27 protein-coding genes are annotated in these 26,066 nt (G+C 52.0%); all 27 read right to left on the reverse strand.

Going from position 1 to position 26,066, the window contains the following annotated elements:
* Positions 1–11: 11 nt before the first annotated feature.
* The 27 genes from BBI15_RS13575 to BBI15_RS13705 all read right to left on the reverse strand — a co-directional run bounded on the left by BBI15_RS13575 (position 12) and on the right by BBI15_RS13705 (position 25,879).
* Positions 12–950 carry an ABC transporter permease subunit gene (locus tag BBI15_RS13575; RefSeq protein WP_405313461.1) on the reverse strand — a complete coding sequence of 313 codons (939 nt, stop codon included), beginning with the start codon at positions 948–950 and terminating at the stop codon, positions 12–14.
* Positions 937–2,439 carry a sugar ABC transporter ATP-binding protein gene (locus BBI15_RS13580; protein WP_068872602.1) on the reverse strand — a complete coding sequence of 501 codons (1,503 nt, stop codon included), beginning with the start codon at positions 2,437–2,439 and terminating at the stop codon, positions 937–939. Before BBI15_RS13580 ends, BBI15_RS13575 begins: the two co-directional genes overlap by 14 nt.
* Before the next feature lie 26 nt (positions 2,440–2,465).
* Entirely contained in the window at positions 2,466–2,852 is a 387-nt protein-coding gene (rbsD, locus tag BBI15_RS13585) for a D-ribose pyranase (protein WP_068870327.1), read from the reverse strand.
* Entirely contained in the window at positions 2,849–3,724 is an 876-nt protein-coding gene (gene rbsK / locus BBI15_RS13590; protein ID WP_068870329.1) for a ribokinase, read from the reverse strand. Before rbsK ends, rbsD begins: the two co-directional genes overlap by 4 nt.
* Positions 3,724–4,704, reverse strand: a complete 981-nt coding sequence (locus tag BBI15_RS13595) for a LacI family DNA-binding transcriptional regulator (RefSeq protein ID WP_068870330.1) — start codon at positions 4,702–4,704, stop codon at positions 3,724–3,726. Before BBI15_RS13595 ends, rbsK begins: the two co-directional genes overlap by 1 nt.
* A gap of 143 nt (positions 4,705–4,847) precedes the next feature.
* Positions 4,848–5,216, reverse strand: coding sequence for a rhodanese-like domain-containing protein (locus BBI15_RS13600; RefSeq protein ID WP_068870332.1), 369 nt, complete (start codon positions 5,214–5,216; stop codon positions 4,848–4,850).
* 79 nt (positions 5,217–5,295) lie between these two features.
* Positions 5,296–6,708: an MBL fold metallo-hydrolase gene (locus tag BBI15_RS13605; protein WP_068870334.1), complete on the reverse strand. Its 1,413-nt coding sequence runs from the start codon at positions 6,706–6,708 to the stop codon at positions 5,296–5,298.
* A 159-nt stretch (positions 6,709–6,867) separates the two neighbouring features.
* Positions 6,868–7,686 (reverse strand): enoyl-CoA hydratase-related protein, encoded by an 819-nt coding sequence (locus BBI15_RS13610; protein WP_068870336.1) that lies wholly within the window; start codon positions 7,684–7,686, stop codon positions 6,868–6,870.
* Positions 7,670–8,572 (reverse strand): NAD(P)H-dependent flavin oxidoreductase, encoded by a 903-nt coding sequence (locus tag BBI15_RS13615; protein WP_068870337.1) that lies wholly within the window; start codon positions 8,570–8,572, stop codon positions 7,670–7,672. Before BBI15_RS13615 ends, BBI15_RS13610 begins: the two co-directional genes overlap by 17 nt.
* Complete coding sequence (locus BBI15_RS13620) at positions 8,565–9,746, reverse strand: acetyl-CoA C-acetyltransferase (protein WP_068870339.1); 1,182 nt, start codon at positions 9,744–9,746, stop codon at positions 8,565–8,567. The genes BBI15_RS13615 and BBI15_RS13620 overlap by 8 nt, the downstream gene beginning before the upstream one ends.
* A gap of 205 nt (positions 9,747–9,951) precedes the next feature.
* Positions 9,952–10,935, reverse strand: a complete 984-nt coding sequence (locus BBI15_RS13625; RefSeq protein WP_068870340.1) for a quinone oxidoreductase family protein — start codon at positions 10,933–10,935, stop codon at positions 9,952–9,954.
* A gap of 16 nt (positions 10,936–10,951) precedes the next feature.
* Positions 10,952–12,334 carry a short-chain fatty acid transporter gene (locus BBI15_RS13630; RefSeq protein ID WP_084632904.1) on the reverse strand — a complete coding sequence of 461 codons (1,383 nt, stop codon included), beginning with the start codon at positions 12,332–12,334 and terminating at the stop codon, positions 10,952–10,954.
* Positions 12,335–12,353: 19 nt separating this feature from the next.
* Positions 12,354–13,127, reverse strand: coding sequence for an SDR family NAD(P)-dependent oxidoreductase (locus BBI15_RS13635; protein WP_068870342.1), 774 nt, complete (start codon positions 13,125–13,127; stop codon positions 12,354–12,356).
* Between the two features lie 51 nt (positions 13,128–13,178).
* Positions 13,179–13,538 (reverse strand): MaoC/PaaZ C-terminal domain-containing protein, encoded by a 360-nt coding sequence (locus BBI15_RS13640; protein WP_068870344.1) that lies wholly within the window; start codon positions 13,536–13,538, stop codon positions 13,179–13,181.
* On the reverse strand, positions 13,510–13,962 hold the full coding sequence (locus BBI15_RS13645) for an FAS1-like dehydratase domain-containing protein (protein ID WP_068870345.1): 453 nt from the start codon (positions 13,960–13,962) through the stop codon (positions 13,510–13,512). The genes BBI15_RS13640 and BBI15_RS13645 overlap by 29 nt, the downstream gene beginning before the upstream one ends.
* Positions 13,963–14,027: 65 nt before the next feature.
* On the reverse strand, positions 14,028–15,080 hold the full coding sequence (locus BBI15_RS13650; RefSeq protein ID WP_068870347.1) for a phosphotransferase family protein: 1,053 nt from the start codon (positions 15,078–15,080) through the stop codon (positions 14,028–14,030).
* 16 nt (positions 15,081–15,096) lie between these two features.
* The gene (locus BBI15_RS13655) at positions 15,097–15,942 is read right to left on the reverse strand and encodes a 3-hydroxybutyryl-CoA dehydrogenase (protein WP_068870349.1); all 846 of its coding nucleotides are present in this window, start codon (positions 15,940–15,942) and stop codon (positions 15,097–15,099) included.
* A gap of 16 nt (positions 15,943–15,958) precedes the next feature.
* Positions 15,959–16,741, reverse strand: coding sequence for an enoyl-CoA hydratase/isomerase family protein (locus BBI15_RS13660; RefSeq protein ID WP_068870350.1), 783 nt, complete (start codon positions 16,739–16,741; stop codon positions 15,959–15,961).
* Between the two features lie 12 nt (positions 16,742–16,753).
* The gene (locus tag BBI15_RS13665) at positions 16,754–17,497 is read right to left on the reverse strand and encodes a 2-phosphosulfolactate phosphatase (RefSeq protein ID WP_068870353.1); all 744 of its coding nucleotides are present in this window, start codon (positions 17,495–17,497) and stop codon (positions 16,754–16,756) included.
* Between the two features lie 18 nt (positions 17,498–17,515).
* Positions 17,516–18,109, reverse strand: coding sequence for a TetR/AcrR family transcriptional regulator (locus tag BBI15_RS13670; protein WP_068870355.1), 594 nt, complete (start codon positions 18,107–18,109; stop codon positions 17,516–17,518).
* Positions 18,110–18,133: 24 nt separating this feature from the next.
* Entirely contained in the window at positions 18,134–18,682 is a 549-nt protein-coding gene (locus BBI15_RS13675) for a TRAP transporter small permease (RefSeq protein WP_084632906.1), read from the reverse strand.
* 15 nt (positions 18,683–18,697) lie between these two features.
* The gene (locus tag BBI15_RS13680; protein ID WP_068870359.1) at positions 18,698–20,020 is read right to left on the reverse strand and encodes a TRAP transporter large permease; all 1,323 of its coding nucleotides are present in this window, start codon (positions 20,018–20,020) and stop codon (positions 18,698–18,700) included.
* Positions 20,021–20,095: 75 nt separating this feature from the next.
* Positions 20,096–21,208 (reverse strand): TRAP transporter substrate-binding protein DctP, encoded by a 1,113-nt coding sequence (gene dctP, locus BBI15_RS13685; RefSeq protein ID WP_068870360.1) that lies wholly within the window; start codon positions 21,206–21,208, stop codon positions 20,096–20,098.
* Positions 21,209–21,265: 57 nt separating this feature from the next.
* A complete protein-coding gene (locus BBI15_RS13690; RefSeq protein WP_068870362.1) occupies positions 21,266–22,042 on the reverse strand; it encodes an enoyl-CoA hydratase/isomerase family protein in 777 nt (258 codons plus the stop codon).
* 13 nt (positions 22,043–22,055) lie between these two features.
* On the reverse strand, positions 22,056–23,036 hold the full coding sequence (locus tag BBI15_RS13695) for an NADPH:quinone oxidoreductase family protein (protein ID WP_068872604.1): 981 nt from the start codon (positions 23,034–23,036) through the stop codon (positions 22,056–22,058).
* A gap of 34 nt (positions 23,037–23,070) precedes the next feature.
* Positions 23,071–24,297: an acyl-CoA dehydrogenase family protein gene (locus BBI15_RS13700; RefSeq protein ID WP_068870364.1), complete on the reverse strand. Its 1,227-nt coding sequence runs from the start codon at positions 24,295–24,297 to the stop codon at positions 23,071–23,073.
* Entirely contained in the window at positions 24,290–25,879 is a 1,590-nt protein-coding gene (locus BBI15_RS13705) for a class I adenylate-forming enzyme family protein (protein WP_237150876.1), read from the reverse strand. Before BBI15_RS13705 ends, BBI15_RS13700 begins: the two co-directional genes overlap by 8 nt.
* Between the last annotated feature and the right edge of the window lie 187 nt (positions 25,880–26,066).

The raw sequence follows: 26,066 nt of genomic DNA on the forward strand, positions 1-26,066 counted from the left end.
TCTACCACTCCTTATGCTGTTTTTTTACGGTCTAGCAATACTGCAAGCAATATAACTGCACCCTTCACCACTTGCTGGAAGAAGGAGGAAACCCCGATTAAGTTCAAACCGTTGTTCAAGACACCGATGATCAAAGCACCGATCAACGTACCGACGATCCATCCGCGGCCGCCTGTCAAGCTTGTCCCACCGAGCACGACCGCTGCGATGGCATCAAGTTCAAACATCTGCCCGGCTGTCGGCTGCGCGGAATTCAAGCGCGAAGTCAAGATCAGCGAGGCGAGTGCGGCAAGCGCCCCGACCAATGAGTAGACATAGATCTTGATGCGGTCCGCATTGATGCCAGACAATACCGAAGCTTCTTCATTGCCGCCGACTGCATAGACGCGCCGGCCGAACGTCGTTTTCTTCAAGATGAAGTAAAGAATCCCGAAACTGATGAGCATCGTCACCACCGGAACCGGGATGCCGAGGAAATAGCCTTTTCCGAGCATCTGGAAAGCCATGCTGTCACCAAGCCCTGAAATCGGCCGGCCTTCCGTATAGACGAGCGTCAAGCCCCGGTAAATGGTCATCGTCGCAAGCGTCGCGATGAATGGCGCCACTTTCCCTTTCGCGATGATGACGCCGTTGATGGCTCCGAGAACTGCCCCGAGGAACAGCCCCAACAGCATCGCCAGGATCGGGTCAATTCCTGAAGCCATCATGCCGGCAGTCACAGCACCCGTAAGCGCCAAGATCGAACCGACCGACAAGTCGATCCCTCCGGTCAGGATGACGAAGGTCATGCCGAATGCAATCAAGGCATTGATCGATACTTGCCGCAGGACATTCAAGATATTGCTCATGGATAGAAAACTCGGATTTATTGCGGTAATGATGGCAATGATCAAGATCAAGCCGATGAACGGCGCGATTTTTTGGAATAAGTTTGTGTTAGCGTTCTTCAACTGCAAGTTTCCCACCTCCTGTTGCATAATGCATTATTGTTTCCTGCGTCATTTCCTGCTTCGGCAGATCTGCCGTCAGCTTGCCTTCGTGCATGACGAGCACACGGTCGGCCATGCCGATCACTTCCGGAAGTTCGGAAGAGATCATCAAGATGGCGACGCCACGAGCGGCCAATTCGTTGATGATCGAATAAATCTCTTTCTTCGCGCCGACATCGACGCCGCGCGTCGGCTCATCGAGTATGAGCACATCCGGTTCGATGCCGAGCCATTTCGCGATGACGACTTTTTGCTGGTTGCCCCCGCTGAGCGATTTGGCAGCCTGGTCTGGCCCTGATGTCCGGATGCCAAGGCGTTTCACCATCCGGTCGTACAGGCTGCGTTCTTTGTCTTTCGACAGCAAACCTTTTTTGGAAATGGATTCAAAGTTTGCCATGCTGATGTTTTCTTCGACTGTAAAACCGACGATCAGCCCTTCGGATTTTCGGTCTTCGGTCACGTAGCCGATGCCGAGTTCTTTCGCTTTTTGCGGATTGTCGATTTTCGCAGGCTTGCCATCGAGCTCCACCGTTCCTGAATCCGCTTTCTTATAACCGAATAGAGACTGTGCCACTTCTGTGCGCCCGGCCCCCATGAGCCCGGCAATCGAAACGATTTCCCCTTTATGGATGTCGAAGGAAATATCTTCAAAGCAATCTTTCCGTGATAAGCCTTTAACCGACAGCTTCACGTCGCCAATCGCCGAGCTTCGTTCCGGGAAACGGTCGCCGAGTTCACGGCCGACCATCAACTGGACAATTTCTTCGAAGCTAGTTTCGCTGATCTTCCGTTCACCGACGAATTCACCGTCGCGCAAGATGGTGATGCGGTCACACAGTGAAAAGATTTCTTCCATGCGATGTGAAATATAGACGAAAGAAACACCGCGCTTTTGAAGATCGCGGATGGTCACGAATAAAGTTTCGATTTCCCGGTCCGTCAATGCCGCTGTCGGCTCATCCATAATGATCATTTCTGCATCCATTGACAAAGCTTTTCCGATTTCCACCAATTGCTGCTGTCCGACAGACAATGTACTTGCGGGAAGCGACGGGTCGATATCAAGCCCTAAATCCCCCAGGATCTTTTTCGTTTTGCGTTCCATGTCTTTTGTCTTCAGGATTCCTGTGCGTCCGATGGTTTCCTCACGGCCAAGAAAGAGATTGTCCGCAATCGACAGGTGTGGCAGGATATTCAATTCCTGGTGGATGACGGCGATGCCTTCCGCTTCTGCCTGCTTCGGTGAAGTGAACTCGACTTTTTTGCCTTTCACTTCCACCGTTCCGGAGTCGCGGGTATAGATGCCGGACATGATTTTCATCAAGGTCGATTTGCCGGCCCCGTTCTCGCCCATCAAGGCGTGGATTTCGCCTTTTTGTAGAGAGAAATGGACGTTTTTCAAGACGGCGTTGCCGCTGAACGATTTGCAAATATCGGTCATGTTGATCATTTCGGTCATTTCGTTCACCTGCCTCATTAAAAGATGACGCCCGACTGAAGGATGACATTCGCATAAGGGCTTGCTTCCCCTGTGCGGACGATCAGTTTGGCGTTATGGCTCATCGCCTTTAATTCCTCGTGGCTAAGGTAATGGCAGTCCAATTGCTTTTGCATACGGGCTTCCAAGCCTTGATTGTGACCGCTTATTTCCCGGGCAATATAAGCCGCTTCCGCCTCAAAATCCTCAAGCACTGCCTCCAGCACCGTTTCAAATGACGGTTCCCCGATGCGGTACGATAAATCGACGCACGGTACATGTTGCGGCACCGGCAGTCCGCAATCGGCAATGACAAGCAAATCCGTATGCCCGAACCTTGCCAAATGGCCGGCAATGTCGCGATTAATGATGCCTTGTTTTTTCATTTTGCCGCCTCCATCCGGGAAACGACTTCCGGACGGTTCGGCATGCCGCCTTGCGCCCCGAATTTTTCCACCGATAAGGAGGCAGCGGCGTTGGCGAAGCGCACAGCTTCCTTGAACTCGCTGCCTTCCACTAAGGCAACTGCCAACGCGCCGTTGAATGTATCCCCCGCACCCGTCGTATCGACTGCTTGTGTCGGATAACCTTCGACCGTTACGTGCTGTTCGCCGTCAAAATAGCGGGCACCGTTTTTTCCAAGCGTCACGACCATGCGGTTCGGGTAGCGTTCCAATTCCAATTCCCAGTTTTCGCCGAACAGCTCTTGTGCTTCGGTTTCATTCGGCGTCAAAAAGTCCGCTTGTTTCATTGCATCGGTGAATCCACCAGCTGGCGCTGGATTCAAAATGGCTGGCACGCCGAGTTCTTTGGCAAGTTTCAGCGTATATTCCACGACCGCAATCGGCAGTTCCAACTGCAGAATGACCATCGAACTTTTTTCGATTGCCTTTTTCTGTGCATCGATGTCCGATTTCGTCAGTTCGTGGTTGGCACCTGAGACGACGATGATGCGATTGTCGCCTTCTGACAGCAGGATATTAGCGATTCCGCTGGCGCCGTCCGTTTTTTTGACGCCTTGCGTATCGATTTGCTCTTTTTCCAGCCCTTCAAGAAGCTGTGTGCCGAATGCGTCGCTGCCGACTGCACCGACCATATGGACTTGGTCGCCGAGCCTCGCTGCTGCGACTGCCTGATTGGCGCCTTTTCCGCCTGGAACGGTCGTATATAAATTTCCTAGCACCGTTTCACCTTGCTTTGGAAAGCGCTCTGTTCCGACCACAAGGTCCATATTGATGCTGCCCACTACTGTAATCATCATTCCACACTCCTTGTTGTGCCACGTAAAACGAGCTTGACTGGAATTTCGTAGAAGCTTTCTTCCACGGGCTTGTTCTCGATCCGCTTAATCAGGACGCGCGTTGCGATTGCGCCCATTTTGTAAACATCTTGTGCGACGGTTGAGAGCCCCGGAGAAAGCATCTCGCCCATGGCGATGCCATCAAACCCGACAATCTGCAAATCGTCCGGCACTTTTCTGCCGAGCAGAACGGCCGCTTTCAAGGCTCCTGCTGCCGACACATCGCTCGAGGCGAAAATGCCGTCGATTTCTGGGTTGTCCTTCAGTTCGCGTTCCACGATCTTCTGTGAGTCCGCGTAATGGAACGGGCAAGTGACGATGCGGTAGTCGACATCCGATTTACCGATCGCTTCCATAAATCCGTCATAGCGGTCATTCGCGGGATTCAGTGCCTCAGGTCCCCGAAGGAACAGGATGTTTTGGCATCCGCGCTCGAGCAGCGCATTGGCCCCAAGCACCGCTCCCTCTTTATTATTCGATGAGACCACGGGGATCTTCTCGTTGATGGCCCGGTCCAGTGCCACAATCGGCAGCTTCGTATCCGCATAATGCGGTGCGTCGAGCTGATTCGATGTCACGATGAAACCCGCGATGTATTTCTTTTTCAAGGTTTCGATATAGTTCTTCTCTTTTTTCGGGTCTTCGTCCGAGTTGCACAGGATGACGGTATAGCCATAGCTCAAAGCGACATCTTCCACCGCCCGCGCAAGTTCCGGGAAAAACGGGTTCGTGATGTCCGGCAAAATGAGTCCGATCAAACTGGAGCGTTTCGTGTTCAAAGAGCGTGCGACCGGATTCAATTCATATTCCAATTCCTCCACCGCTTCAGTTACCGCTTTGGCGGCGTCTGCGCTGACATAGCCGCTGCCATTCAAGAAACGTGAAACCGTCGCAACGGAAACGCCTGCTTTTTTCGCTACATCTCTGATCGTTGTCATCGCTCTTCTCCGTTCTCAGGTTATGTGTAACCGGTTACACATACTATAAAACGTCTCTTTCCGCTTGTCAACGCGATTTGATATTTTGGTATTTTTCAAAATATATAAAAACACCCCGACAATTGATGTCGGGGTGAGCATAATCAATGGGCAAGCATCCGCTCGCCGCAATCTTCTTCAGTTAGGCTATAGCTGACGACAATCTTCCCTTTTTTGCGCAGCAAGCGGACAGCCATATTCTTTTCCATTTCATCAGAAGCGATGACGTGGATCGGACGGTCCGGTATTTCTTCGTAGCTGCGGAGGAAATAAGCGACCGGAAGTTCGAACGCGCCATCGACGGGATCTTTATAGGAGATATTATAGGCTCTCACATCCAGCAAGAGAATATCTGCGTTTTCTTTCAGGTTGTCAACACAGTCGTGCTTGACCCCTTTAGCCGTGACATAGCGTTTATAGAAACCGTTAGAGCCGGCAAAAGTCAGCAATGCGATCGGGATGCCAATACTCATTGTTTCAATCTTTCCTTTCGGGGGTGTGTTTTTCCAAAGGAAAACCGCTAAAGCCAAGGCTTAAGCGGTCATGCTGCTATTATTGTTTAACGGATGCGACTTCTTGCTGCCATTTGCTGTAGCCGCCTGTCATATTGACCAGGTTGTCGATGCCGTTCGCTTTCAGGACGCTTGCCGCGATCGCGGAACGAGCCCCTGCCTGGCATTGTACAATGACTGTTTTATCGGTGTCCACCTCATCGATTCGATTTTTCAAGGTACCGACCATGATATGTTGTGCATTGTCGATATGCCCTTCATCGAATTCCGTCTGGTTGCGGACATCAAGCACATACGCTTCGCCTTTTTCGACCATTTCACTTGCCTCGGATGGCGAGACGTTTTCATAGGAAGCTAAGTTTTCAGCTTGTGCCATGACATTTTCCGCTTCTGCAAAACCGTAGACTTCGTCGATTCCCACTGAACGGAGGGCGACCAATGCTTCATCGAGCACGTTCGTGTCGAGCAGGAGGTAGAGCGGCTTGTCATAATCGACGACCCAGCCTGCCCAGTTCGTGAAGGAATTATTGAACGGGATGTTGATCGTGCCTTGGATATGACCTTTGCTGTAAGCATCTGCCGGGCGCATATCAAGTACTTGCTTGCCTTCAGCAAGAAGCGCTTCGATGTCTGCGGCTGATGTGATTTCTTTTGGTTCCGGCAAATCTTTGATCAATTTCTGGCCGACTTTGTTGACCGATTTCATCACCGCGAAGTAATACGGGGGTTCCGGCTGTCCTTCGAGCAGCGCTTTCTTGAACGAAGCTTCATCATCGAATTGCATCGCCCAGTTAAAGGCTTTTTCGTAACCGACTGTCGTCGATGGAACTGCGCCGAGCGATTTACCGCAAGCGGACCCGGCACCATGCGCTGGCCAAACCTGTAGATAATCCGGAAGCGCCTTGAAGCGTTCGATCGATTCGAACATTGCCACCGCGCCGGATTCGGAGGTTCCTTGGATGCCCGCCGCTTTTTCGAGAAGGTCTGGGCGTCCGACGTCGCCGACAAAGACGAAGTCTCCTGTAAAGATGCCCATCGGCTTGTCGGCAGATCCGCCTTTATCCGTCAATAGGAAGGAAATGCTCTCCGGGGTATGCCCTGGCGTATGCATCACTTCAAATACCAGATTGCCGATGTTGAACTGGTCGCCATCTTTCAATAATTGATGGCTGATCCCATCCAGGTTCTGATATTTCCAATCGGCATCGCCTTCATCCGAAATATAGAGCTTCGTGCCGAAACGGTCATTCAGTTCCCGTGAACCGGATACAAAGTCAGCGTGGATATGCGTTTCAAGAGCGCCGACAATGTTCAGTTTCTCTTTTTTCGCCAATTCCTCGTATGCTGTGATATCGCGCATCGGATCAACAACGACTGCTTCGCCTGTTTTTTGGCACCCTACTACATAAGATGCGTGAGCCAATTTTTCGTCATAGAAATATCGTAATAACATGGAATCAATCTCCTTTTGTTTGTTTTCGTTTTCTTAATTTTAATATACCCCATAGGGTATATTTTGTAAACATACATGCTCCACATTTCCATCAGCTTTCTTATACACAAAAAAAGCCCCAGAAGAGCAGTGGATGCTCCCTTGAGGCTGAAAGGCATATTATTTATTTCCGCCGAAGAAATCCGGAAGCTCGCTCGCTTTCATCGAAAACTCCGCTTTGCGTTTATCGACAAAGGATTGTATGCCTTCATCCGCATCGGCATTGTTCCCTGCCCAATGGAGGAATTTCGACTCCGCCAGATGCGATTCGTGCGGATGATCCGCACCGAGCATCTTCCATAATAATTGGCGTGTAAAGCTATTGGATGTGGCTGCGGTGTTGTCGACGATATCCCGTGCAATTTCATACGCTTTCGCAAGGGGATCTTCCGATTCATATTGCATAAGCCCCGCTTCAACCGCTTCCAAAGTCGCGATATATCGGCCCGTCAATGTCCATTCGAGCGCTTTCCCGATGCCGACAATGCGCGGCAAGAACCAGCCGGATGATGCTTCCGGGCCGATGCCGCGGCGTCCGAAGACAAAGCCGATCTTCGCATCCTTCTTGACGATTCGGATATCCATCGGCAAAGTCATCGTCATGCCGATGCCGACCGCAGGGCCATTGATCGCGGCAATGATCGGTTTGTTCACTTCATAGACCTGGTTGCTGACCTGGCCGCCGAGGTCCCGGTACTCTTCTGCACTTTGCCCCGAAGCAAAAGTCGAGCCGCCGTCCGACAAGTCCATTCCGGCACAAAACGCCCGGCCTGCTCCGGTCACGACGATGACGCGCACTTCATCGTCATCATTCACTTTGCGATAGAAATCCAATAATTCTTCGTTCATTTGTTCCGTATAGGCATTCATTTTATCGGGGCGGTTCAAGGTCAATGTCAAGATCCCGTCCGAAAGTTCGGTTTTAATGGTTTCGTACAAGTGCCTTCACTCCCTCTTCATATTCCCGCTCCAGTTGGCTGACGACTTCTTTGACGGTCTCGCGCTTCGTCACCGTCGTTACGCCATGTCCGGCCGACCAAATATCGCGCCACGCCTTGGCGTTGACGAGATGGGATAGGTCGATATCTTTTTTGGGCTTTAAGGTTTTCGGGTCGATGCCTTGTTTTTCAAGGCTCGGGATGAGGACATTCACAGGGACACCGCTGAACGAGTCGGTATATAAAATATCTTCGATGGAGGAATCAATGACCATCTGTTTGTAGTCTTCGGGCGCACTGCTCTCCTCCACCGCCAAAAAGCGCGTGCCCATATAGGCATAATCCGCGCCCATCAACAAAGCAGCCGCCACGTCCTGCCCTGTGGACAAAGAACCCGACAGGATGATCGTGCCGTCAAAGAACTTCTTGACCGCCCCAATGAAAGCGAAAGGATTGAGTGTGCCGCCATGCCCGCCAGCCCCTGCGCATACAAGAATCAACCCATCCACGCCACTTTGCGCCGCTTTTTTCGCATGCTTGACGTTTGCTACATCGGAATAGACGAGGCCCCCATATCCATGGACGATTTCCAGCACTTCCGCCGGCGACCCGAGGGAGGTGATGACAATCGGCGGCTGGTGCTCGCGGATCAATTCCACATCTTCGTCGTAGCGCTTGTTCGAGCCGCGGTGGCTGATGAAGTTGACAGCCCACGGAGTATCGCCAAGCGCTTCTTTCACTTCGATGAGCCATTTCGCACATTCTTCAGCAGGACGGGCATTCAATAGAGGGAATGAACCGATGACCCCGGCTCGCCCTGACTCGATGACCATTTTGGGTGTCGAGACGAGAAACATCGGCGCCACGATAACTGGCAATTTAGGCATGCTCGATCACCACCGCGATTCCCTGTCCGCCGCCGATGCAAAGGCTCGCGACTGCATATTTCCCGCCGCGGCGTTTCAGTTCGTAAGCCGCCGACAGCAAGATGCGCGCACCGCTTGCGCCGACCGGATGGCCAAGCGCAATTGCCCCGCCGTTGACGTTCACTTTCGAACGATCGAGCCCAAGTTCTTTTTCCACTGCCAAATACTGGGCAGCGAACGCTTCATTCACTTCAACCAAATCGATATCATCGATTGTCAGCTCCGCTTTTTCAAGCGCGCGCCGGATGGCCGGAACCGGACCGATGCCCATGATCGTTGGGTCGACGCCGGCGACATGCCATGACACGATGCGCGCCACAGGCGATAAGCCATGCTTTTGGACGGCAGCTTCCCCTGCCACCACAAGAGACGCAGCGCCGTCGTTGATGCCGGAAGCATTGCCCGCTGTCACGGAGCCGTCTTTCTTGAAAGAAGGGCGCAGTTTCGACAAGCCTTCCGTATTGGCATCGGGTTTAATATGTTCGTCTTTATCGACCACCACTGTGCCTTTGCGCGTTTTCACTTCGACTCCGACGATCTCTTCGTCGAACTGCCCGCCCGTCGCGGCTTTAGCCGCCCGCTGGTTTGATTCGACCGCGAATTCATCCTGGGCTTCACGGGAAATATCGTATTGCTCCGCCAGTTTCTCGGCCGTCATGCCCATGCCGCTGCCCGTGTATTGATCGGTCAATGTCGCGAGAAGCATGTCTTCAAACTGCATCGGCCCCATCTTCGCTTTGCTGAAACGCTGCGTGAAATTCGCATAAGGCGACATCGACATATTCTCTGCGCCGCCCGCCAGAACGATATCCGCTTCACCCAGCAGGATATGCTGTGCTGCGGACACGACCGCCTGCGCACCGGACCCGCAAAGGCGGTTCAATGTCAGAGCAGGCACTTCCTGGGGCACGCCCGCATTCAATCCGATATGACGTGCAAGATACGCCCCGTTTACATTCGACTGGATGACGTTTCCGTAAATGACATGATCCACATGTTCTGCCTTGACCTTCGACCTTTTGAGTGCTTCCACTGCTGTCGCTGTTCCGAGTTCCGTCGCATCAGTATTCGCAAACGACCCTCCAAAAGCCCCGAACGCCGTTCTCGCGCCATCTACCAGATATACATGTTTCATCTTCATTTCTCCTTTTCGCGCCCACTGAAAGGGCTTACATATTTTTTAATTAACTTGTCAGAAAATTTAATTTTCCATTCCATCATACCGCTCAGTATGTTGATTTGCAAAAATATTTTACCTTCTATTTAAAATTCAACGCTTTGTTTAATTTAATTTGCGGATCACCAGAAAAAGAAGACCCATGACGAGTCTTCTTCTATTGTTAAGGAAGCAATACCAGTTTCCCTGTACTTTTCCGGCTTTCCATAAGTGCATGGGCTTGCGCTGCCTGTTCAAGCGGATAGCGGCCGGTGATCGACACGTTCAATTGACGCTGTTCAAGCAGTTCGCTGATGGCCGCTTCTGCATTCTTCAAAAATCCTGGACGCTGCTTGCGGTAAGTGCCAGTACTGTACCCGAGTACCGCCCGGCAACTTGAATGAAGTTCGTCTGTTTTAACATTGCCCGGAACAGAGCCTTCATTGGCATGGCCAAATGACACAATACGGCCGAACGGTGCCAGAATATCCAGGCTACGCTCGAAGTTTTCACCGGCGATCGTATCTAAGATAATGTCCACACCTTTGCCGCCTGTCAGTTCAGCGACCACTTCCGCGAAGTTATTCTCACGGTAATTGACTGCAATCGCGCCAAGGTCTTCCACCACTTTCATTTTCTCTTCACTGCCGACCGTTCCGTAGATTTCCGATATGCCGGCAAGTTCCGCCAATTGGATCGCGGTCGTGCCGATGCCGCCGGCTGCTGCGTGAATCAAAACCGATTCACCTGGCTGTATCCGGGCGACTTCGTGCAACACATTATAGGCGGTAATGCCGACAGTCAAAGTCGCTGCCGCTTCCTCAAAGGAGACGCTGTCCGGAATCTTGTAGACAAGCTGGTCAGAGGCGACGACATATTCCGCATAGGACCCAGAAGCCGGGAATGCCCGCACACGGTCACCTGCAGATAAGCCGGTGACTGCGCTGCCGGTTGCTTCTACAATGCCCGCGCAATCCAGCCCCGGCGTGAATGGCTCGTTTGCAGCCACACCGTGATACTGGCCAAGGCGTGCTTTAATATCGGCAAAATTGACGCTGACCGCTTTAACTTTGATGAGCACTTCATGGTCTTTCGCTGTCGGTTTCGGCACTTCCTGAAGCTTCAACACTTCAGGAGGGCCAGTCGTTTCTGCAATGATCGCTTTCATGTGAACGCCCCTTTTCCTAGAAAATCAGCAGGCAGGCTCCGATGACCAAACCACCGTAAATCAAAGCGATCATCGTGTAGCCCATGATGTCGCGGATTTTCAAGCCGGCAATCGCTAGCAGCGGAATCGCCCAGAATGGCTGGATCATATTCGTCCAGCTGTCGCCCCACGCTACCGCCATGACGATTTTCGCCGGATCGACGCCCATTTCAAGCGCTGCCGGCAGCATGATCGGTGCCTGGACTGCCCATTGGCCGCCGCCTGACGGGATGAAGATGTTCAAAATTCCGGCAGACAGGAACGTAAACAGCGGCAATGTCGTTTCATTCGAAATATCAATGAAGAAATTCGACATCATGACAGCTAGCCCCGACGCTCCGAGCATGCCCATGATTCCCGCATAGAACGGGTATTGCAGCACGAACTGGCCGACACTGCTGACGGATTTCAACAATCCTGCCGCCAGTTCACGGACATTGGCGAACATGAGAAGCGCAGCCGTCAAGAAGATCAAGTTGACGGTATTTAAATCGAGCGAGAAGCCATTCATGTAGAAATGGTTGATCAAATAGCTTAAGCCGAGGAATCCGCCGATCAATGGGATGAGGCGGGATTTCTCGATTTTGTCATTCGGATAATCCTCATGATCTTGCGGTGCCTCTTCTGTAACTGGCTCTTCCAAACGCGCCGGATCCACCAAATAGCGGTCTTCCGGATTGCGCGGATGGATAAAGCGCATGACGAAAGGAAGTGTGAAGAACAGGATCACCACAATGGCAATATTCACTGCAGAAAGCAGCGTTTCCGAAATCGGCACAATTCCAATATCCCCTTCAAACACATGCCCTGCGGTCGCCACAAAAAGTGCCGGGGAAGAAGACAAGCCGCCTTCCCAGATTAAAAATCCTGAATATCCCGCAGCTACGAGTACACGGTAATCGACGTCGTGCACTTTCTTTGCGACCAGTTTCGCAATAATGCCCGCTACGACAAGGCCAAAAGCCCAGCTGATAAGAGATGCGCCAAGTGCCGTGAAGGTCACCATTAAAATGGCGGAATTCGGCCCTTTAGGAATGCCGGCAATCTTTTCAAGCGCCCTGGAAACGGTCGGCGTCAAGGCCAGCGCATAACTCAATACGAAAGTCGTGATGATCTGTGCTGTAAAAGTCAAAAGGCCCCACATGCCGTCTCCCCAGTGGCGCATCATGTCGATCGGTCCTGAATCTGTAAAGAAGACCCCTGCAATGAATGCAATCGCCGTCAGCAACACCGCGAATACGAATGCATCCGGGAGCCATTTTTCGGCGATTTTGGCGAACACATTCGCTACTTTGGCGAGCGGGTTGTTCTGCTGTTTCTCTAAAACTGGATCTCTCTCATTGTTTTTTCCATTTGCCATCGTCTTTCCCCCTCATTTCCTAATTGGCGGTCCATCCGCCATCTACATAAAGAATCTGCCCCGTCACATAGCTGGATGCTTCCGAAGCCAGGAATAAAGCCGGCCCGATCATCTCGCCCGCTTCGCCCATCCGCTTCAACATGGTCCTGCTGACCAATTTTTCCAGCCGCTCCGGATCTTTCAGGAACGGTTCTGTCATCGGCGTCTTGATGTAAGCGGGCGCCAAGGCGTTGACGCGGATGTTATGTTCCGCGAGTTCCGCTGCCCATACTTTCGTCAATTGATTGATCCCGCCTTTACTCGCCGCATAACTCGTCTGGAGCGGATTGCCGACTTGCCCCATGATGGATGAAATATTGATGATGCAGCCGCTTTTCTGGCCGATCATCCGCTTCGCCGCTTGCTGGCCGACCAGGAAGATGCCTTTTAGATTGGTGCCGAGCACTTTGTCCCAGTCTTCTTCCTCCACTTCCACCAAGGGCTTTCGTATATTCATTCCGGCGTTATTGACGAGAATGTCCACTCCCCCGAAATCCGAGTCGATGAAGTCGAATAACTCGGCGACGGCTTGTTTGGAAGTCACGTCTGCCGATTTCCAGGAAACATCCATTTCGCGGCTATTCATTTCATCCGCCACTTCCTTAAGCACGGTTTCATCGCGCCCGGTGATGAGCACTTTCGCACCTGCATGGGCGAGCCCGGATGCAATTGCCAGGCCGATGCCTTTGCTGCCTCCAGTGACGAGCGCTTTTTTCCCCGTCAGATCGAAGCTTGGGTATGTAAACTCCTCCAATTATATTCTCTCCTTTCATTTCGCAAAATATTCCGTTAATTAAATAGATAATCAGTCCATTTCAAAGCTCCCGACGAGCTTGCCTGCGCCGGAAGCATCTTTGATCTGCAACTCTCCAGCATTGCCCGTCGTCAGCATCCCTTCAATGACAAATGCCTCACCTGCGTGCGCCATGCCGACAAAGCGCACGGTGAATTTCTTCAGCTTCCTTTCAGGAAACCACTCTTCGATGGCATCTGCAGCCCATCCCATCAACAACATCCCATGGACAATCGGCTCCTTCAACCCTTTGCTGCGGGCGACTTTCGGAACCGTATGGATTTCATTAAAATCGCCTGAAGCACCTGAATAACGCACCATGTCAATCGGTGCGAGCGCTTGTTTATGGATGTCCGGCAACTTCTGTGCCATGCTGCTCCCGCCTTTCGATTAAAGTTGACCGCCCGATGCGGACCACTTCGTTGTCTTGATTGCGGTATGTCGTTTCGATCTGGTAAAAGCGCTTGTCTTGTTTATCGAATCGATCAACCAGCACGGCTGTCGCTGAAATGACATCCCCGCTGATGATGTCCTGTGCGTACTCGAAACTTTGCTCACCGTGCAGAATATCATTCGGATCCAGTCCCCAGGTCGCGAACAGTTGATAGAAATCCCGTTCATTCCAGAAATCGATGACTGTCGTGTACGTAGGCGGTGCCGGTATATCCCGATATCCCGCATTTACTGCGGCTTCCGTGCTGAAATAAACCGGATTCTTTAAACCGAGTGCCAATGCGAACTCCCGGATCTTGCCGGCTTCGACGCGAAACGGCACATAATGAAATTCCTCTTCCATCCTTTTCCCTCCTCATTCCGGGTAGCCTGTTTCACGCCAGGCAGCAAGAAAAACGACATCGATTGTCACAACACTTCGCCCCTGCGTGTCCGGTTCGCCATATCGATCAGGTTCGCAACTGCCTTGTTCAAATAGCGGAAACGTTCGTCCTCGATTTCACCATTTTTCCAGCGGTAATAGATTTGCTGCAAAATCCCGGCCAATTTATAAAACCCGAACGCCAGGTAATAGTTGATGTTCGACATATCACGCCCGCTTTGTTTCGCATACTCTTCCACAAATTCCTTGCGGCTGTAAAAGCCTGGCTGGCTCGAGATGATATTGATGCCGATATCCGCATCTTCCGCCTGCCCCCAATAAGCTAAAGTCGACCCGACATCGCTCAGCGGATCACCGATCGTCGACAATTCCCAGTCGAGCACGCCCGTGGCCAGGCCCGGATTTTCTTCATCAATGACCATATTGTTCAATTTGAAGTCATTATGGACGATCGTCGTTTCTTCATTGACGGGAATATTCGCCGTGAGCCATTGTTCCAACTCTTCAAGCCCGTCGATTTCATCGGTTTTGGCATTATGGTAGCGTTTGATCCAGCCTTTCACTTGGCGCTCCATGAATCCTTCCGGTTTACCCATATCGGCGAGTCCGGCTTCTTTGTAATCGATCGCCTGCAGCTGGACCAATGTCGAGATGACATTTTTCGAAATGACCGGCCCGGCTTGTTCGGGGCTTCCGTAAACTTCGGGGAGTTCTTCATCGATGACGAGCCCCTGCTTTTTCTCCATGACGTAAAAATGCTTATCCATCACTTCGGGATCCTCGCAATATACGTATGGTTTAGGTGCCAGCGGGAAGACCGGATGCACTTTTTCGAGCATCTTGAATTCACGCTCCATATCGTGCGCTTTGGGCGGGATCTCCCCAAATGGCGGGCGCCTCAAGACGCCTTCCCAGTCCCCGATCTGCAGCAGGTATGTGAGATTCGAATAACCTTCGGAAAATTGCCGGACTGCCATCTCGCCTTCCGGCAACTCCGGGATTTCATTCCGCAGGAAACGCTCGACTTTTTTCCAATCGACTTCCTGTGTTTTTTTCGTTCTCGGTGTTGCCTCGCTCATATTGATGCCCTCCATGTCATTCGTATTTAAAGAATCCTTCTCCCGACTTTCTGCCGAGCTTGCCCGCGCGTACATATTGTTTCATCAAAGGCGCCGGCCTGTATTTCGAGTCTTTCGTTTCCTCATAAAGTGTTTCGGCCACGAACAGCATGGTGTCGAGCCCGATCAAATCAGCTAACGCCAGCGGGCCGATCGGGTGGTTCGCGCCGAGCTCCATGCCTTTATCGATATCTTCAGCTGAAGCGATGCCTTCCATCAACACAAAGACCGCTTCGTTGATCATCGGCGTCAAGATCCGGTTTACCGCAAACAATGGCGCTTCCTTCACGGAAATCGCGGTCTTGTTGAAGCGCTCTGCGATTTCATGCGCCTGCTCAAAGGTTTCGTCGCTTGTCTGTTCAGCCCGGATGATTTCGACCAGTTTCATGATCGGCACCGGATTGAAGAAATGCATCCCGACGACTTGTGCGCTGCGCCCTGAGCTTGCGGCCATCTCTGTAATGCTGAGCCCAGAGGTATTCGTCGCAAAGATCGTCTCCGCTTTGCAGATGCGGTCGAGCTTGGCGAATAATTCCTTTTTCGGTTCGAGTTTTTCGATGATCGCTTCGATGACGATGTCCATCTCTTTCAAATCATCGATATCCGTACTCGGGCGAATCCGCTCCCAGATCGCTTGCCGCTGTTCTTCGTCCATGCGCCCTTTCTCGACATTTCGCCGCAGCGTTTTGTCGATGCGCTGCATTCCGCGTTCAAGCCCTGCCGGATCGAGGTCATATAAAATGACGTCCATGCCGCCTTCCGCGCCGACTTGCGCGATTCCGTTCCCCATTGTGCCAGCGCCGATTACTGCCAACCGCTCCATATGTCCATCCCCCTAATCATTTACCGTTGAAATTCGGTTTGCGTTTTTCATTGAACGCTTGAACCCCTTCATCCATGTCCTCTGTCCCGACCAGCTTCGCAAACATCCGCGTTTCCAAAAATTGCGCTTCGGATAGCGGCAAATCATATCCTTCATCAATCGCTTCTTTTGCGAAAGCGACTGCAAGCGGCCCTTTTGCAGCGATTTTTTCAGCCATCGCATAAGCTGTTTCAAACGCTTGCCCCTCCGGCACCACCCGTTCTACAAGCCGGGCTTCATATGCTTCCTGCCCGTTGAGCCAGACTCCCGAGAGGATGAGTTCCTTAGCTTTTCCAGGTCCGACCAGACGGGAAAGCCGCTGTGTTCCGCCATATCCCGGCAATATGCCAAGACCCGTTTCAGGCAGCCCCATTTTTGCGTTTTGTTCGGCAATGCGTATGTCGCAGGCAAGTGCCAGTTCCAGGCCGGCACCAAGCGCCAAGCCGTGGACTGCGCAGATGACAGGGGCTTTCCCTTCCGTCAGCTTGTCGAAAATCCTCTTTCCTTTTTCCACCAATTCGATTCCGCTCATTTTCGTCAGTTCCGGAAACTGGCTGATGTCTGCGCCGGCAGCGAATGCCTTGGCGCTTGCCGAACGCAGCACGACCGCCCTCACTTCTGTGTCCTGGAGAGCGTCAATCACTTGTTCCAGCTGTTCCAGCACCGCATCATTCAGTACATTGAGCGGCTGGTGATCGAGGGTGACCACGCCGATGGAATCAGTTATTTCCAGATGTACCGAATCCCAATGATTTGCCATGGGCTTCCTCCTTTATTCACTATTTCTCATCCGTTCGCATTCCTTGATGATCATGCCGCCTTCATAGACCGGCACCACATCCAGCTTTTCGTGATGGCGGATGACGAACTCTGCCGCTTCGGGGAAATTAAAGCGCTTGAGCAAATCCGACGTTTCGCTGTCCAGCAGTTCGCTGAAGCCTTCCGCAAGAGAACTGCGGTATGCTTTTTGCGCAAGCTTCGCGGCATCCGATAGCTCGTAGCCTCCCCGGGTGTCGAGATGTTCGACCAGTTGCCCGGCACCGATAAAATCTTCCATCGAGAAACGGTCGTCGTTTCCCGAGCAGACGAGCACGATCGATGAGCCGCCCTCTTCCTGATGGATGCGCTCCGCTACACGATGGCCATTCACCAATGAAGAAATGTATAATCGCTTTGCTTGTTTTGCTTTTTCGATGGCGATCGTGCCGTTCGTCGAACAAATGATTGCCGCCTGCCGCTCCGCAGTGTGTTCCAGTGCGCATGGATCAGGGTACTCAAAGCCTTCGAGCCCTTCCCCTTTCGATTCGCCGAGCAGAAGATGCTCTGCCTCCTGTAACTTCGACAATTCAAGCGCCTGCTCGCCTCCGAGGACTGCATGCACTGGCTCGTAATTACGGTCCAGCAGGAAGATGATCGTCGATGTCGCTAGGAACACATCGATCACTGCGGCTGTACATCCCGTAAGCCGCTCTTCCCTCACTGCTTCCTTCTGGGTAATGACGTGAATTTTTCTCATTCCATCAATTCCTTTAAATCAGGATGTCTTCCGCAGCATTTTCAATAGCTGCTCAGTGTAGATTTCTTCCACATCTTCCGGCGTGTACTTGCCTTCAGGTGAATACCATACTTGTATCCAGTTGGTCGCCCCCAAAATGATCATGCGTGCCATTTTCTTCTCCGGCACGTCAAATTCCCCGTTTTTGACCCCTTCATCGATGATCCGGTCAAACAGCCCCGCGTATTCATCGCGTTTTTCGATGATTTCGGGGATATTGTCCTCGGAGAAAGTCGTTTCCGGTTTGACGATCAAATTGAACACTTCCTTTTCACGGATCGCCACTTCGATGTGGTGGCGCAAGGCCATGCGCATTTTCTCAACAGATGACACATCCGCCTGCACGATCCCTTCCATCTTTTCTTTCGCTTCCGTCAAGATCAAGTCGTGGCAGCGGTACAATAATTCTTCCTTGTTCTTGAAGTAATAATAGAGCGCACCTTTTGTCATCAATAATTCCGCGGCAATGTCTTCCATCGTTGCGTTATGATAGCCCTGCCGTGAAATGACCAAACTGGCTGAACGAAGGATATCCTCCCGCTTCTTCGCTGCTTTTCGTTCACGTAGATTCATTCCACTCCCTCATTTGCTGTTTTATTAGAGATCCTCCACTGGCCCTTCCGCTTCTTCCATCAACAAGCTCGGTTTCTTCTCCAGGATGTTCCGGATCAGGATAAACAGGTTTTCAATGACGATCATCCCGAAAGCAATCGGGATCAAGAAGAAAAACGGATACAGCGGATACAATGTCCCTGCCGCCGGGAACGCAATTTCCCGCTCGAGCCCATCCATTGCGTAAGCCCAGCTGAACTGGACGATCAGCACCAGGACGAAGAGTTCGAGCAAAATCATCAGCAGGATGACCGCCTTTTGCATGCCTGCCCCGAAACGATCAAGAAGTAAATCCATCTTCGGCAAGACGCCTGAAGAATAGACATAAGCCAATCCCGGGAAAACGACCAATGGCATCATATAGTTCTGGATGATTTCAAAGCCGCCCCGGATCGAGTTCGAGAACAGCGTCCGCATCACTACGTCGTAGACGATCAACAACATCATCGCCACGACGGCAATCCCGCTGATCCAAATGCCGATAAGCTTTAAGTAGTGAAAAAGCCGATACGCTTTCCGTACACCTTTCATCATGCTTCCCTCCTTTTCCTACATTGAATTCGGCAGCCAAGTGGCGAGGCCCGGGAATGCGATCATCAATCCTGTCACGACCACCATCGCTACCAAAGCAAAGACCGTCGTCAAACGGAAAATCGAACCGGAACTGATGCCACTGACACCTGCGACTGCATAGACGCTGAGTCCGACCGGCGGCGTAATCAAACCGATCGTACAGATGACTGAGACAAATACGCCGAACCACAGTATATCGACTTGCAACTCCTGTATGATCGGCAGGACGACGGGAATCGACATCAAGATGACCGCTGCGCCTTCGATGAACATGAACATGATGAACAATACGATGGAAATGACGATCAATACGAGCACCGGCGTATCCATAATCGGTTCGATCAACTCAATCAAACGCCGCGGCAGCAATGACAAGGAAACAAAGCGGCCGAAAATCTGGGCACCGATCATGATGATCATGACCATCCCTGTCAGCTTGACCGTTTCGATCAAGGAGGTCTTGAAAAACGCAAAGTTCACCTTGCCCAAAAGAAATGCCGCAATCAAACCGACAAACGCCCCGACAGCACCCGCTTCGGTCGGCGTGAAGACGCCTGTATAAATTCCCCCGAAGATGATGAACACGATCGCCACGGCAATGACGCTCGCGATGATCAAGCGAATGACCGGCACTTTTTCTTCCGCCGCCGCTTCCTGGATCACTTCATCTTCCGCCGCCTGCTGTTTTTTCTTGCCCATTTGGAAATAGACGAGCATGACAGCGATAAACACCACCATCGTCAAAATCCCAGGGATGAAGGCGCCGACGAATAAACTTCCCACCGGCGTTTCGGTCGCGACCCCGTAAAGGATGAGGATGATGCTCGGCGGGATGATTCCGGAAAGCGACCCGCCTGAAGCTGCCACCGCTCCGGCAAGCGGCGCGCTATAGCCGTGCTTGCGGAGTTCCGGAATGGCCACTTGGCCAAGCGATGCGGAAGTGGCAGTCCCGGATCCCGAAACCGCCCCCAACAGACCGCCGATGATCAAGGTCAGGACGCCGAGCAAACTGTTCTTTCCTTTCGACACTTTATGAACCATGTAAAAGATGTCCTGGACGAGCCCTGATTGCAGGATGAATTGTGCCATCAACACAAACAAAGGGATAGTCGTCAAGGTATAACTGGCCACGCGGTTGAACGGTTCATTGCCGAGAAGACCGGGCAGAATGCCGAACCCTTCCAAAAGAATCAGCCCAATGATCCCGCTGGCCAATAAAACGGAGTGGATATACAGCCCCGCCAGCAGCAAAACGATCATCATGGCCAAGATGATGCCAATAACCAGTAAGTTGTCCATTCTCTGGCCTCCTTGCCTCCATTATGGAAAAAGAGGATACGCGACACCTCCATGCGCTATCCTCTTCTTGTTTGCTTATTCCAAATTCATGACCGCTTCCGGCACTTCCCCGCCTTCTTCAATCAAGAGATCTCTCCACATTTTGACCACTTCGTTGCCCGGCAGCCCGTTATCTTCCAATAACTGGGCGTAGTCGGTCCACGTGTCTTCAATCCCGGTGTTAAAGTGGTCCTGCACTTCCTGGTCCAATTCACTGAAGTCGACGAACTTGCCGCCGTTTTCTTCATTTTCCGGGATGATCGCTTCAGCGCGGTCCATCCATTCCTGTGCACCGGCTTCAAAAATATCTTCGTTTGCCTGAGTCATCGCTTCCTGGACATTTTCTGGCAGCTCATCCCAACGGCTTTGGCTCATGCCGATGAAGGCGTTGAAATGGCCGAAGTTGATGCCCGTGACCGTATAGCGGAACAAGTCCTGGAAACCGTATCCTGTCCAGTCCGCGATGCTGTAGAATGCGCCTTCGAACGTGCCGCGGCTGAGGGCGTCATAGATTTCGACCGCCGGCATCGTCACACTATTGATGCCGGTTTTCGCGGCATACATTTCGTGGATGCGGGAAGGCGTGCGAAGGGAAGTGCCTTCGACATCGCTGACGGAATTGAATTCATGCCCCGTTGTGGAAATCGAATATTCCTGTGTCGTCGAGACCGGGAACACTTTAAAGTCGCCGAATTGCATCTCGGTATACGTTTGGCCGTCCGCCAGTTCCTCCTCACTCTCCAAAAGCTTTTTCCAGGCATTTGAAGCGATCAAGGTATCGGAATGATTGAGCGGCAGCATCGTCACTTCAGCCATCGGGAATTGGTCCGGCTGATAGATCGGCAAGACCAAAGCGACGTCGACCGTCCCGCTTTGAAGGGCGTCGCCTTCATCCGGCACAGACACCAATTCCCCGCCAGTGAAGGTTTCGAATTGCACCTGTCCATCCGTCAATTCCTCGACACGTTCCATCCACGGAACCATCGAAGCTTCCCACCAGGCGTGTTGCGCGCTTAAGCCCGTGGCTGCACGAAGTGTGATCGTTTCGCCTTCCGAACCGCCGCCGGCTGAATCTCCGCCGCCGCATCCAGCAAGTAGAAGGGTCATGGCTGCACCTGCAGCTAAATAGCGAGAACCGTATTTTTTCATAGAAACTACCTCCATCCGGTTTTTGTGCCGTGGCCGCATCAAATGGTAACGCTTACATTATTTCCCTTGGAATTCAGGTTTGCGTTTTTCAAAGAAAGCAGCGACGCCTTCTTTATGGTCTTGTGTCTTGAGAAGCAGCGCCTGGATGAGATTTTCTTGCATGAATGCCGCTTCCTGCGGCAATTCATCCAAATGGTTGACCAGATACTTGACGTATTTATTGCTGATGGCTGGGCCGCTAGCAAGAAATTCCGCAAATTCGGCAGCGGCCTGGCCGACATCCCCGCTCGAGATGCGGTTGATCAAGCCGTGATGCTGCGCTTCCTGGGCACTGACCACTTTTGCGGATGCGATCCATTCCTTCGCGAGCGGCGGGCTAATGCGTTTGCGGAGCGCTTTGATGAGCCCGAGATCCGGGATCAGGCCGATATTCGAAAAGCTCAAAGCGAATTTCGCGTTTTCATCCGCCACGATGAAATCCGCGGAGAGCGCCAAGCTGAAACCCGCTCCCGCAGCATAGCCGTGGACAGCGGCGATGATGGGTTTATCGCTGTCCATCAAGGCTTTCGATAAACTGGAGACAAAGTCGATCCATTCGGCAATTTCATGCGCACTGCCGAGTGATTTCATCGAGGCAATATCGCCCCCTGCAGAAAACGCCTTTCCTTCCCCTGACAGGACAATGGCTTTAACAGCTGGATCCTTTTCCAATTCCTTGAGTGCCGCAAGCATGGCTTCGACCATTTCACGCGACAAGGCGTTCAGTTTATCGGGCCGGTTCATGTGGAGCTTGGCGACAGCTCCGTTCACTTCTGTTTGGACGAGATTTCCCATAGGCTTTCCCCCTTTATGGCGTGACGACTAATTTCCCGTATGTTTTTCGGCTGCCGAGCTGATCGAGTGCGTCGACGACCTCATCAAATGCAAATTCCTTATAGACAAGCGGCTTGATGGCCCCATTCTTGTACAGTTCCATCAACTCAAGATGGGCTTTCATCACTTGATCCGGCATCAAGTTGCGGAACAAGCCGAAATGGACACCGACAATCGAGTAGTTTTTGATCAAGGCATGGTTGGTCGGTGCATCGGCGATCCTTCCTCCCGCAAAACCGATGACCAAGATGCGCCCTTCAAAGGCGATGCATTTCCTTGAACGGTCGAACGTATCGCCGCCGACAGGGTCGAAAATGACATCTGCCCCTTTGCCCCCCGTCGCTTCTTTTACTTTCGGGACGAAATCCTCTTCGCGGTAATTGATGACGATATCCGCTCCCAGTTTTTTGCATATCGCAAGCTTATCCGCGCTTCCGGCAGTCGCGATGACGGTGGCACCTGCAGCTTTTCCGAGCTGGACCGCGGCAGACCCGACACCTCCCGATGCGGCATGGACAAGCAACACTTCGCCTTTTTTCAAATGCCCCGAACGGTGCAAGGCAAAATACGCTGTCTGGTACGTAATGAAAAGTGCTGACGCTTCCGCATAGGAAAGCTCATCCGGAATCGGGAAGATCCCTTCCTGTTTGACGACCGCCCATTCGGCAAGGCCGCCGTTCGGCAACATCGGCGTCGCGAGAACCCGCTGGCCGATCTCGCCTTGCGTGCCTTCGCCGAGCGCTTCGATCGTCCCCGCAATCTCTGCCCCTGGGGTAAAGGGAAGTTCCGGACGTTCCTGGTATTTCCCTTGGCATTGCAGGATATCGAAAAAATTGAGCGCTGCCGCTTCCACTTTGATGAGCGCTTCCCCTTTGCCAGGCGTCGGCTTCGGCACTTCTTCAATCGCCAAAGCCTGTTCCGGGTCACCCAGCTCTGTCACTTGCCATGCTTTCACTGCCATCACTCCCATCCGCTTTATTTGTAACCTGTTATTGCCGTACTTCATTCGCCTTCAATTGCTCACGCAGTTCGAGGCGCCCGACATCACGCAAATGGACTTGGTCCGGCCCGTCGACAAGACGGAGCGTGCGTGCGTTGGCGTAATGTTCCGCAAGCGGGAAATCTTCTGTCAGTCCCGCTCCGCCGAATACCTGCATCGCACGGTCGATGACGTTGATCGATACGCGCGGTGCGGCGATCTTGATCATCGCGATTTCTTTGCGAGCAGCTTTCGCGCCGTGTTCGTCGATCTTGTGCGCGGCGTTCAAAGTCAACAAGCGTGCCTGTTCGATCTCGATGCGGCTTTCGGCGATGATTTCCTTGATGACGTCTTTTTCTGCCAATGTCGAACCGAAAGCGACGCGGCTTTCTGCCCGTCTGCACAATAATTCCAGCGCCCGTTCGGCAGCCCCGATTGCTCGCATGCAGTGATGGATACGCCCTGGCCCGAGGCGGCCTTGCGCGATTTCAAATCCTCTTCCTTCCCCAAGCAGCATATTGCTCGCCGGCACGCGGACATTTTCGTAATGCACTTCCGCATGCCCTTGCGGCGCATCGTCATAGCCGAATACGGTAAGCGGACGGACGATTTTAACGCCCGGCGTATCGAATGGCACGAGGATCATCGATTGCTGTTTATGCTTTTCCGCATCGGGATCGGTTTTCCCCATGACGATCGCGATGCTGCAACGCGGATCCATGGCGCCTGTCGTCCACCATTTCTTGGCGTTGATGACGTATTCATCACCGTCACGGACAATGCTGCTCTGGATATTGGTAGCATCGGATGAAGCGACATCAGGCTCTGTCATGGAGAAGCATGAGCGGATCTCGCCATTCAATAAAGGCTCGAGCCATTGTTTTTTCTGCTCCTCCGTGCCGTATTTGACGAACACTTCCATATTGCCGGTATCCGGGGCGTTGCAGTTGAAGATTTCCGGAGCGATAAGTGAACGGCCCATAATTTCACATAAATGGGAATACTCGTAATTCGATAATCCTGCCCCGTATTCCGGATGGTCGAGGAACAAGTTCCACAAGCCTTGCGCTTTCGCTTTTTGCTTCAGTTCTTCGATGATCGGCGGGATGGTCCAGCGATCGCTTGCGGTTTCCTTGTATTCTTTTACTGTCTGTTCAGCCGGATAGACATAATCATCCATGAATTTCAGCAGTTCTTGGCGTAATTGTTCCGCTTTTGGCGATAATTCCTTAAGCATTTGATCGGCCCCCTGTTTCCTTTAATGTGTTTTTCAAGATCTTTCCCGACGCATTGCGCGGCAGGCTTTCCAATAGAACAAACTCTTCAGGTACTTTGAATTTTGCAAGTGCCTCCTTGCAATGTGCCCGCAACTCCGAAAAGTCATTTGGATCGAGTGCCGGCCCCACCACAAAGGCTTTCACTTTCTCACCGAACACAGGATCCGGTTCCCCGATGACGGCTGCTTCGACGACGTCCGGATGGCTTTTCAGCACATCCTCCACTTCAATGGAAAAAATCTTCTCGCCGCCGCGGTTGATCATGTCTTTTTTGCGGTCGCGGATATAGACGTATCCATCCGCATCCATAATGCCGAGATCCCCCGAGTGCCAGTAACCGTCTGTAAAGCTGGACTGGTTGGCAGCAGGATTGTCCCAATATTCCTTGATGACCATCGGCCCCTTGATATACAATTCGCCGGATTCCCCGGCCGGCACCTTGCGTCCTTCCGGGTCGACGATCTTGATGTCTGCGACGTCCACAGGCAAGCCGACCGACATCACTTTGGACTCTGGATAGCTCACCGGCATCAAGGTAGCGGGAGATGTGGTTTCCGTTGCGCCATATGCATTGTGGAGCTGTGCATTCGGGAACGCGTCTTTCAGCATCTGGAAGGTCTGCTGGTAGATCGGGGAACCGCCGAACGCCACTTTCTTCACAAATCCGAACGAATGCTTCTGGAATTCCTCGCTCGTCGACATCATGATGAAAATGGTCGGCACATTGAACAGGAAATTGATTTCGTGCTTCAAGATCAGCTGGATATAAGTTTCGTTCTGATAGCGTTTCATGCTGTAGACCGTACCGCCGATGTAAAACATATGGAGCAGCTGCCCGACGAGCCCTGTCACGTGGAACATCGGGACAGCGACCAGCGTTTTCATCGAATCGTCGGTCTCGAAGCGGCGTTTGTAGTTCATCACGCTATGCACGGCGTTGATATGTGCCAGCACCGCGCCTTTAGGGCGGCCTGTCGTCCCGGATGTATAGAGGATGAACGCGCCGTCCCCTTCATCGATGGCTGCCTGTTCAAATGATGCTGAATCGTCCATCAGTTGCCGATAGGAGTTTTCACCACCGATTACAAAAAGTCCCGGTAGTTCAGCGTCCTGCAACCCATTGTTATGGACGGCTTCGTTCACCTTTTCCGCGTATTCCGATTCACAGATCAATAGCTTTGGCTTGGAATGCCCGATAATGTATCGAAGCTCTTCGACTTGTAGCTTGACATTGATCGGCACCATGATCGCCCCAGCCTTCGCGCAGGCGAAGACGACTACCGGGAATTCGGCGCAATTTCCGATCACTGCCCCTACCCGGTCGCCTACTTGGATGCCGCGCTTCTGGAGATTGGCGGCCAGCACAGTCGATTGCGCATCAAGTTCAAGATAGCTTAACGTACGCTCTTCCGTAACGACCGCTTGTTTTTCACCGAAACGTGCCACCGTATCTTTAAGCAATTGGCCGATTGTCGAAGGACGCTCCGCAAACACTTTTACTTCCGGACGCCCGAAAAGTTCTATCGTATCAATAGCTCCCAACCGAAAGCCCCCTTTCAAATGAAATGTAAGCCCTTACAATCTTCTTAAAAAAATTAAACTTTTCGGTCATTTATTAAACATTGATTCAAAAAAAGTATACGTTTTATCTTTTTGAATTACAAGTTAATTTTTAAATTATTTTAAATATTCTTTTTATTGTTATCGTAAAAAAACTTCTGCCCATTAC

The sequence above is a fragment of the Planococcus plakortidis genome (genome assembly GCF_001687605.2).
In the GTDB taxonomy this organism is placed as follows: Bacteria; Bacillota; Bacilli; order Bacillales_A; family Planococcaceae; genus Planococcus; species Planococcus plakortidis.